Annotated in this window: 6 protein-coding genes; all 6 read left to right on the forward strand. The window is 63.3% G+C overall.

Annotated features, from left to right (window positions below; translation table 11 throughout):
- On the forward strand, positions 1-2,924 hold a 2,924-nt coding region (locus HY852_RS14850), incomplete at its 5' end, for a DNA-directed RNA polymerase subunit beta' (RefSeq protein WP_291605521.1).
- A gap of 186 nt (positions 2,925-3,110) precedes the next feature.
- On the forward strand, positions 3,111-5,168 hold the full coding sequence (locus tag HY852_RS14855) for an FAD-dependent oxidoreductase (protein ID WP_291605522.1): 2,058 nt from the start codon (positions 3,111-3,113) through the stop codon (positions 5,166-5,168).
- Between the two features lie 126 nt (positions 5,169-5,294).
- On the forward strand, positions 5,295-7,292 hold the full coding sequence (locus HY852_RS14860; RefSeq protein ID WP_291605523.1) for an ABC transporter ATP-binding protein: 1,998 nt from the start codon (positions 5,295-5,297) through the stop codon (positions 7,290-7,292).
- A gap of 735 nt (positions 7,293-8,027) precedes the next feature.
- Positions 8,028-8,399, forward strand: coding sequence for a 30S ribosomal protein S12 (gene rpsL, locus HY852_RS14865; RefSeq protein ID WP_291605524.1), 372 nt, complete (start codon positions 8,028-8,030; stop codon positions 8,397-8,399).
- Positions 8,400-8,414: 15 nt separating this feature from the next.
- Complete coding sequence (gene rpsG / locus HY852_RS14870) at positions 8,415-8,885, forward strand: 30S ribosomal protein S7 (protein WP_291605525.1); 471 nt, start codon at positions 8,415-8,417, stop codon at positions 8,883-8,885.
- A 30-nt stretch (positions 8,886-8,915) separates the two neighbouring features.
- Positions 8,916-9,302, forward strand: a 387-nt coding sequence (locus tag HY852_RS14875; RefSeq protein ID WP_291605526.1) for a GTP-binding protein, incomplete at its 3' end; no start/stop codon positions are given.

Here is a 9,302-nt window from a genome sequence, read left to right on the forward strand (position 1 = left end):
ACCGCGCCCCGACGCTGCACCGCCTCGGCATCCAGGGCTTCCAGCCGAAGCTCATCGAAGGCAAGGCGATCCAGATCCACCCGATGGTCTGCCCGTCGTTCAACGCCGACTTCGACGGCGACCAGATGGCCGTGCACGTGCCGCTGTCGCTGGAAGCCCAGCTCGAAGCGCGCGTCCTGATGATGTCGACCAACAACATCCTGCATCCGGCCAACGGTCAGCCGATCATCGTTCCCTCGCAGGACATCGTGCTCGGCCTCTATTACCTGTCGATCCTGCGCGAGGGCATGCCCGGCGAGGGCAAGCTCTTCGGCGACATGTCCGAGCTCGAGCACGCGCTGCATTCGAAGGTCATCCACCTCCACACCAAGATCAAGTACCGGTGGGAGGGGACCGACGAGAACGGCAAGCACGCCCGTCGCTGGATCGAGACCACGCCGGGCCGCGTCATGCTCGGCAACGTGCTGCCCAAGCACTCGAAGATTTCGTACGACATCATCAACAAGCTGATGACCAAGCGCGAAATCTCCAGCGTGATCGATCAGGTCTACCGCCACTGCGGCCAGAAGGAGACGGTGATCTTCTGCGACCGCATCATGGCGCTCGGCTTCTACAACGCCTTCAAGGCCGGCATCTCGTTCGGCAAGGACGATATGGTCGTTCCGCAGGGCAAGTGGAAGATCGTAGAGACGACGCGCACGCTCGCCAAGGATTTCGAGCAGCAGTACAACGACGGCCTGATCACCCACGGCGAGAAGTACAACAAGGTGGTCGACGCCTGGTCGAAGGCGACCGAAGAGATCGCCAAGGAGATGATGAAGGAAATCTCCGCGACCAAGAAGACCGCCAAGGGCGCGGACGCCGACATCAACTCGATCTACATGATGGCGCATTCCGGTGCGCGCGGTTCGCCGGCGCAGATGCGTCAGCTCGCCGGCATGCGCGGCCTGATGGCCAAGCCCTCGGGCGAGATCATCGAGACGCCGATCATCTCCAACTTCAAGGAAGGTCTGTCGGTGCTCGAGTACTTCAACTCGACCCACGGCGCCCGCAAGGGTCTCGCGGACACCGCGCTCAAGACCGCCAACTCCGGCTACCTGACGCGGAGTCTGGTCGACGTCGCCCAGGACTGCAGCATCACGTCCGATGACTGCGGCACCAAGCTCGGCATCAAGATGCGCGCCATCGTCGATGCCGGCACGGTGGTGGCCTCGCTCGGCTCGCGCATCCTCGGCCGTGTCGCCTGCGACGACGTCCGCGATCCCTCGACCAACAAGGTCGTTGTCAAGCGCGGCACGCTGATGGAGGAGAGCCACGTCGATGCCATCCAGCAGGCCGGCATCCAGGAGGTGAAGATCCGCTCGGCGCTGACGTGCGAGCTCACCAACGGCATCTGCGCCAAGTGCTACGGCCGAGATCTTGCCCGCGGCACGCCGGTCAACCACGGCGAGGCGGTCGGCGTCATCGCGGCGCAGTCGATCGGCGAGCCGGGCACCCAGCTCACGATGCGCACCTTCCACATCGGCGGCGCGGCGCAGATCAACGAGCAGTCCTTCGTCGAATCCAACTTTGAAGGCAAGGTCGTGATCAAGAACCGGGCGGTCGCGCGCAACAGTGAAGGTCACCTGGCCGCGATGGTCCGCAACATGGTGGTGGCGATCGTCGATGCCGACGGCACCGAGCGAGCGACCCACCGCATCCAGTACGGCTCGCGCCTGCACGTCGACGAGGGCGACATGGTCAAGCGCGGCCAGCGCATCGCCGAGTGGGATCCCTACTCCAGGCCGGTGCTCACCGAGGTCGAAGGTACGATCGGCTTCGAGGACCTGGTCGAAGGGCAGTCGATCTCGGAAACGCTCGACGAGTCGACCGGTATCGCCAAGCGCGTCGTCATCGACTGGCGTTCGTCGCGCGGCGGGGCGGATCTGCGGCCCGCGATCGTGGTCAAGGGCAAGGACGGCAAGGTCCAGAAGCTCGCGCGTGGCGGCGATGCCCGCTACATGCTGTCGGTCGACGCGATCCTTTCGGTGGACGTCGGCTCCAAGGTCAAGCCGGGCGACATCCTTGCCCGTATCTCGACCGAAAGCGCCAAAACGCGCGACATCACGGGCGGTCTGCCGCGCGTGGCGGAGCTGTTCGAAGCGCGCAAGCCGAAGGACGCCGCGATCATCGCCGAGATCGCCGGCACCGTCCGCTTCGGCCGCGACTACAAGAACAAGCGTCGCCTCTCGATCGAGCCGCTCGACAAGACCGAGGAGGCGCGCGAGTACCTCATCCCGAAGGGCAAGCACATCCACCTTCAGGACGGCGACGTCGTCGAAAAGGGCGACTTCATCGTCGAGGGCAATCCGGCGCCGCACGACATCCTGGCGATCAAGGGCATCGAGGAACTCGCTGCCTATCTCGTCAACGAGATCCAGGAGGTCTACCGGTTGCAGGGCGTGCTCATCAACGACAAGCACATCGAAGTGATTGTCCGTCAGATGCTGCAGAAGGTGGAGATCACCGACCAGGGCGAAACCGACATGATCGCCGGCGAGCAGGTCGACAAGATCGAGTTCGACCTGATCAACGCCAAGGCGAAGGAAGAGGGCAAGAAGCCCGCCACGGGTACGCCGGTTCTGCTCGGCATCACCAAGGCGAGCCTGCAGACCCGCTCGTTCTTCTCGGCGGCCTCCTTCCAGGAGACAACGCGCGTGCTTACCGAGGCGGCGGTCAACGGAAAGGTCGACCCGCTCGAGGGCCTCAAGGAGAACGTCATTGTCGGCCGGCTGATCCCGGCGGGCACCGGCGCCTCCATGGCCAGGATCCGCGAAGTCGCCATCAAGCGCGACAAGATGATCCTCGAGGAGCGCGAAAAGCAGGCGGCGATCGTGTCGCCGGCCCCTCAGGCAGAGCCGGTGGCGCTGCCGCCCGCCGAATAAAGCCTCTATACGACTACGGAAACACCCGAAAAGGCCGGCTTTCGCCGGCCTTTTTGCTGCACTGCGCGACTGTTGCGGTGCAAGAGGGATCTTTGTTCATCGTCCCTTCAGGCGGAAAGGCGCTTCTGCTAATGAGCAATTTACCGGTGGTCCCGAGGGGGGGCGGCCGGAGACCACGGAATTATAATGCTTGAGCTTGCAATCGTCGGCGGCGGCCCGGGGGGGCTGATGAGCGCCTGGTACCTGCGGCGTAAACTCGGCGATCTCTGCCGCGTCACGATTTTCGAAGCATCGGATCGACTTGGCGGCAAGATCGTCACAAGCAAGTTCGATTCGGCGCCGGCGATGTACGAAGCCGGCGTTGCCGAGATCTACGACTACTCGATGAGCGGTCCCGATCCGCTGCGCGAATTGGTCCAGCATTTCGGGCTGCAGACCATCCCGATGGACGCCGAGCAGGTGCACATTGACGGCGAACTCCTGAACGACGTGCCGGGCATGCGCCGGAAATACGGCCCCCGGACCGCGCAAGCGATCGAGGCTTTCCGCAAGCGCTGCACCGAGATGGTGACGCCGATCGAATATTACGAAGGCATCGGCGCGCACGACAACGAGCACCCCTGGGCCTACAAGACCGCCGAAGAGGTGCTGGACGAGGAAGTCGGCGATCCCGTCGCCAAGCGCTTCTTCAAGGTGATGGCGCGTTCCGACATCGCGACCGAAAGCCACAACACCAACGGGCTGAACGCGCTCAAGAACTACGTGATGGATATCGACGGCTATATCGGCCTTTATTCCATCCAGAACGGCAACGAGCAGCTGATCGAGTGCCTGCAATCGGAGGTCAGCGCCGACATCCAGCTTAACCACCGTATCCTGGCGGTCGGCAAGGCCACGACCGGCCGCTACCAGCTGAAGATGATGAACGGGAAGGGGCCGGAGACGCGCGACTTCGACCTCGTCCTTGTCTGCCTGCCGCACTCCTGGCTCGCGACGGTCGGCTGGGAAGGCGAGCGGCTGCGCAAGGCGATGGTCAAGCATGTCGCCTATTTCGACCGTCCCGCCCATTATCTGCGCGTCTCGATCCTGTTCGACGAACCGTTCTGGGGCGACAAGATCCCAGGCTCATGGTTCATGTCGGAGGCGTTCGGCGGCTGCTGCGTCTACAACGAGGGCTCGCGGCACGACGTCGGCAGGCATGGCGTGCTTAACTGGCTTATTCCGGGCTCCGACGCGCTGGCCTACGCCAATCTCACCGACCAGGAGCTGATCGATGCGGCGGTGAAGTCGCTGCCCGCTGAGCTGGGCGATGCGCGCGCCCACTTCATGGAAGGCAAGATCCACCGCTGGCTGTCCTCGGTCAATGCGGTTCCTGGTGGCCTGCCGGTGCGCGACGTGATGACCAATCACCGGCCCGAACCGAAGGACCATCCCGGCCTCGTGCTGGTCGGCGACTACCTGTTCGACTCCACCCTGAACGGGCTGCTCGACTCCTCCGATGCCGCAACCGACATCATCCTCACCGAGACGATCCGACTGCGCCGCGCGCGCGAGAAGGACGACCAGCGGCTGTCGGACAAGATCGACCGCGACTATTTCGACAAATATCGCGGCGTTGGTCCGTACGGTCAGGCATGGACCCAGTTCACCGATCCCGACTACCTGATGAACATGATCGGGATCGTGTGGGGGAGGGACAAGGGGTACAGGATTCTCGTTGCCGGATCGGCGAGCGGCGAACTTGTGGGTGCGTTGCGCGAGCGCGGCGTCGATGCGTACGGCATTGAGAACAACCGCGTCATCCACGCCAGGACGCCGAAGGCGCTGCAGCCCTACAACAAGTTGGGTACGATCGTCGACATGCCGTTCAAGGATGGCGAGTTCGACTTCGTGTTCGAGACCAGCCTGTGCCATGTCTCCGAAAGGCAGGTGGCCCGCGCGATCCGCGAGTTCAACCGCGTGGTCGGAACCGGCATCGTGTTCGGATCGGTGACCTCGGACATGTCGCCGGCGCTGATCGATCGCTATGACCTGTTGCGGGGGGTGAAGAAGCTCGGCACCTGGTGGGAGTGGTCCGAGTTGTTCTTCAACAACGGGTTCGACCTCTCGATGCATCGCAACGACTGTACCGACGCGGTTTGGGCCGCGACGCTGAAGGCCAACAAGGGGCCGGGGCAGTGGTATGCCGACGCGGACAGCCTGCGCTACTCGTTCTTTGACAAGGTCGAGGACGAGGAGGACTAGCGCGGCCGTCCGGATCGTCCAATTGCTTTGCCGAACCGGCTTTGTTCGCATAGAAATGAGGAGCAGCGGCTGCGCTGCTCCCCTGTTTCTTGCGGTCATGCCGACCGTGCAGCACCGGTTGGTGTCATGGCGCCAAAGCGTTCTTCGTCCGACAAGCAAGAGCCCGCCGCCGCGGCGGAGTTGGCTGTTGGGAGGAAGCCTGCGGCTGCACCGGCTGGCCCGGGCGGGGGCAAGACGGGCGTACCCCTGGACGAGGGCGAATCCGAAGAGGACGAGCTCGAGCTAGAACTCGATGATGACGACGAGGACGAGGACCTGGTCGTCTATACCGCGAAGGAAGCGGCCGGCGCGCTCGCCACGTTCTATGGCTTCGTCAAGCCGTACTTGAGCTCCTACAAGAGGATGCTCGCGTTCGTCTCGCTCGGCGTGGCCATCGAGACGTTGTTCAACGTCATCATGCCGCTCAGCCTGAAGTTCCTGATCGACGAGGCGCTGGGCGAGGAGGACTTCCAGGCGCTCTACCGCATCCTCGGCGTGCTGGCGGTAGCCGGCATCTTCACCTCGATCGTTGCGGTCTGGTACGAGCGCTGGGACGCGCGACTGGCGGCATGCGTCATATCGGATGTGCGGGCGCGGCTGTTCGGGCACGTCCAGAACCTGCCGGCAGCCTATTTCGGGCGCACCCGGCGCGGCGAGATCCTGTCGCGCTTTTCCGTCGACCTCTCGGCGTTCGAAGGGGCGGTCAAGACCTTCGTCAACAGCGCCGCGCTGCCGTTCCTCGAGCTGGTTGCCGGCATCATCCTGATGCTGTTCCTGAACTGGCAGCTGGCGGTGGTCGCCCTCCTGGTGTTTCCGATCACCCTGATCGGGCCGCGCATCATCACGCCGAAGGCCGTGCAGGCCAATTACGACCAGAAGGTCAACGAATCCGCGCTGCTTGGCGTGGTGCAGGAAAACATTGCAGCTCAGGCCGTGATCAAGGCGTTCAGCCTGCAGCGCAAGATGCTGGGCGCCTTCAGCCTTCGCAACAACGACACGCGCGACAGGATCGCGTCGGCCACGTTCCTGTCGACCATGGTCGAGCGCACGGTCACGATCTCGGTTCTGCTGCTGCACCTGGTGGTGCTGGCGATTGGCGCCTATCTCGCCACCAAGGGCCAGATCACCATCGGCACCTTCGTCACCTTCGAGAGCGCGTTCTGGGAAGTCTCCTATAACATCGCCCACGTCATGCACTTCATCCCGGTGTCGATCCAGTCCGCCGCGGCGGTGCGTCATATCCAGGATCTGCTGGATGAGCCGACCCGCGGCGGCGATCGTCCGGGTGCGCCGGACCTGCCGCGCGTCAGCCACGACATCAGCTTCGAGCGCGTCACCTTCAGGTACGAAGGCAGCGAAACGCCGGTCCTGGACAATCTCAGCCTCAAGCTCAACGTCGGCAAGAGGATCGCCATTGTCGGGCCGAGCGGCTCGGGGAAGAGCACGCTGCTCAACCTGATTTTGCGGCTCTACGTGCCCGACGAAGGGCGCGTGACCATCGATGGCGTCGACATCCGGAAGGTGACGCTCGAATCGCTGCGCCGGAGCATGGCCGTGGTGTTCCAGGAGAACATGCTGTTCAACATGTCGATCCGCGAAAACATCCGGCTCGGCAAGGAAGGCGCGACGGACAAGGAGGTGGAGGAGGCGGCCCGCAAGGCCGAGATCCATCGCTACATCATGAGCCTTCCGCTGAAATACGACACCCTGGTCGGCGAGCGCGGCGACACCCTGTCCGGTGGACAGCGCCAGCGCATTGCGATTGCGCGCGCAATCATCCGCAACCCGTCGGTGCTGCTGCTGGACGAGGCGACGTCGGCGCTGGACCAGACCACGGAAGCAGCCATCAACCGCACCTTGCTGAAAGTCGCCAAGGGACGCACCATGATCTGGTCGACCCATCGCCTGACGTCGGTGGTCGAGATGGACGAGATCATCGTCATTTCCGGCGGCAAGGCGATCGAGCGCGGCTCGCACGCGGAACTGCTCGCCAAGAACGGCGCTTACCGGAAGCTCTGGGACGATCAGGTGCACAAGCCGCACGGCCAGGCCGCTACCGATGCGGATGATGATGAGGACGACTGACGAGGAATGATCAAGATTCGCCCCGGTCCGCCTCGGAAGGTCAAGAGCCGGGGCCGATCGGAGATCGAATCGCGTCGATGAGCGACTGCCATAGGGCAGCGTGAGGGTATTTAGGTGCCGTCTGCGCGGCCGGGCGCGATAGAGCGGTCTGGCATCGGCCGTCGAGGTGTTTTTATGCGGGCAAAAATGAAGCCTGCACAGGCGGAACTGCCCCTCGGATCCATATGAAGGGAGCGCATTGGAGCCGGGAAGCGGCCAATTCTGAAGGGCTTAAGAAGTGCTTCTTCGAATGTGGTTTCGCCTTGACTTGGCTACCTACCACTTATAAAAGGCGCCTCACTTAACGACAGGCGGTGAGCAACGCCAGCGTCGGAACGGAACACCTCCCTGACACCCTCGGGTCGCCGGGCAGGCACCAACCTCGACGAATGCCGCTCAAACGCTGTCGATCATAGCTAGGCAATGCCAGGACGATTTTAGTTCTTAAGAGCCTGTTCTCTTGAGATCGAACTCGGATGCATGACCTCGGTGTTTGGCCGGCCGGCGCAAGCTGATCGGCGCGAGACTGCGGTCCTCTGTGGCGTCGAAGCGCTTTCCGCTCAGCGATGGGGCGGTTGGCGCAATTTCGCTTTGCGCGGACCTTTCTGCGCGGTGCGGCCCGTCGGGCGGGTAGTCCGAGAGAAGAATTTGCGGACCGGTGACGGTCTCGCGCGAAGAAAAAGGGTGAAGGCCAGGATGCCGACGATCAACCAGCTGATCGCACAACCGCGTGTGGTGCAGAAGTCGCGCAAGAAGGTGCCGGCGTTGCAGCAGTCGCCGCAGAAGCGCGGCGTTTGCACGCGCGTCTACACCACCACGCCGAAGAAGCCGAACTCGGCCCTTCGCAAGGTCGCCAAGGTGCGCCTGACCAACGGTTTCGAGGTCATCGGCTACATCCCGGGCGAGGGTCATAACCTGCAGGAGCACTCGGTGGTCATGATCCGCGGCGGCCGCGTCAAGGACTTGCCCGGCGTGCGCTACCACATCCTCCGCGGCGTGCTGGACACCCAGGGCGTCAAGAACCGTAAGCAGCGTCGTTCGAAGTACGGCGCCAAGCGTCCGAAGTAAGCGGGAACCTCTTCCATGTCGCGTCGCCATTCTGCGGAAAAGCGTGAAGTTTTGCCCGATCCGAAGTTCGGGAACATCGTCATTACGAAGTTCATGAACTCGGTGATGTATGCCGGCAAGAAGTCGGTCGCCGAAAGCATCGTCTACGGCGCGCTCGGCATCATCGAGAACAAGACCAAGCAGAACCCGCTCACGGTCTTCGAGCAGGCGCTCGAGAACGTGATGCCGACCATCGAGGTCCGCTCCCGCCGCGTCGGCGGTGCGACCTACCAGGTGCCGGTCGAGGTTCGCTCGGTCCGCCGGCAGGCCCTGGGGATCCGCTGGCTGATCTCGGCTGCGCGCGAGCGCAACGAGAAGACGATGACCGAGCGGCTCTCGGCGGAGCTCCTGGACGCGTCGAACAATCGGGGGAACGCCGTCAAGAAGCGCGAAGACGTGCACCGCATGGCGGAAGCCAACCGCGCCTTCTCGCATTATCGCTGGTAAGGCGAATCTCGGACTTTTAAGGAAGACCCTATGCCCCGCCAACATGCCATCGAGGACTACCGTAACTTCGGTATCATGGCGCATATCGACGCCGGCAAGACCACGACGACCGAGCGTATCCTCTATTACACCGGCAAGAGCCACAAGATCGGCGAAGTGCACGAAGGTGCCGCGACGATGGACTGGATGGAGCAGGAGCAGGAGCGCGGTATCACCATTACGTCGGCCGCGACCACGGCGTTCTGGAACGGCAAGCGTCTGAACATCATCGACACGCCGGGCCACGTCGACTTCACCATCGAAGTCGAGCGTTCGCTCCGCGTGCTCGACGGCGCCGTCTGCGTGCTCGACTCCAACCAGGGCGTCGAGCCCCAGACCGAAACCGTCTGGCGCCAGGGCGACAAGTACAAGGGTCCG

Origin of the sequence: Bradyrhizobium sp. (assembly GCF_016213215.1) — a bacterium.
Lineage (GTDB): Bacteria > Pseudomonadota > Alphaproteobacteria > Rhizobiales > Xanthobacteraceae > Bradyrhizobium.

What these genes read in the sequence shown, in the direction of transcription:
- HY852_RS14855 (WP_291605522.1), top strand. Translation starts at nt 3,111, where the DNA reads ATGCTTGAGCTTGCAATCGTCGGCGGCGGCCCGGGGGGGCTGATGAGC.
- HY852_RS14860 (WP_291605523.1), top strand. Translation starts at nt 5,295, where the DNA reads ATGGCGCCAAAGCGTTCTTCGTCCGACAAGCAAGAGCCCGCCGCCGCG.
- rpsL (WP_291605524.1), top strand. Translation starts at nt 8,028, where the DNA reads ATGCCGACGATCAACCAGCTGATCGCACAACCGCGTGTGGTGCAGAAG.
- rpsG (WP_291605525.1), top strand. Translation starts at nt 8,415, where the DNA reads ATGTCGCGTCGCCATTCTGCGGAAAAGCGTGAAGTTTTGCCCGATCCG.